The organism is Vibrio sp. 1249-1, assembly GCF_033340495.1.
Map to the genome: position 1 here is coordinate 1 of NZ_JAWOWJ010000899.1, position 576 is coordinate 576.

1 protein-coding gene and 1 pseudogene are annotated in these 576 nt (G+C 42.2%); both read right to left on the reverse strand.

Features of this window, described 5'->3' with window-relative positions:
- A partial coding sequence (locus R7Z50_RS29555; protein WP_318150022.1) for a pilus assembly protein N-terminal domain-containing protein occupies positions 1 to 327 on the reverse strand: 327 nt, incomplete at its 3' end.
- A 2-nt stretch (positions 328 to 329) separates the two neighbouring features.
- Positions 330 to 576: pseudogene (locus tag R7Z50_RS29560) on the reverse strand (pilus assembly protein CpaB); the annotation flags it as partial.

Genomic DNA, 576 nt, shown 5'->3' on the forward strand with positions numbered 1-576 from the left:
TGGATATCTCGCAATAATGGTTTGCTTTAGAAGTCTTAGACTCTTGTTGACTACCACTTCTGCGTTATAAATTTCGCTTCCGGCTCGGTCATAAGCAATGATCGACGTTGCACCACGACCGATACCGTAAATCACGAGCTTCCCATTTGCGATTACCTTGTAGTCCGCAATTTGAGTGTCTGCGACAAATACGGTGTCGATGTTGCGTTTTACGTTAATGGTTTTTGCTGCGCCTTTATCTAAGCTCAATAGCTCCCCTGCGGAGACTGAAGCTGGGAGTAATAGCGCCACTCCTAATGTGACTAATAGTATATTTTTATTGAACACCCTTAATTCCCTCTCAGCTGTCGAACGCCAAATCGATGCTCAATTAAATCGCTACTTTTCACAGATAAGTATTTATGAACCATCTTTGCAGGAACCAACGTTATAGCTCCGATCTTTTGTGCCATTTCAAGCTTAAGTACTTGTTTAACGGTCAACGCGATGATCAAGCCATAGTCTTCGTTTGACGAATCATCTTCAGACACATTCATCGCCTGTAAAACTAATGCACCATCAATAATGACGTTGCTT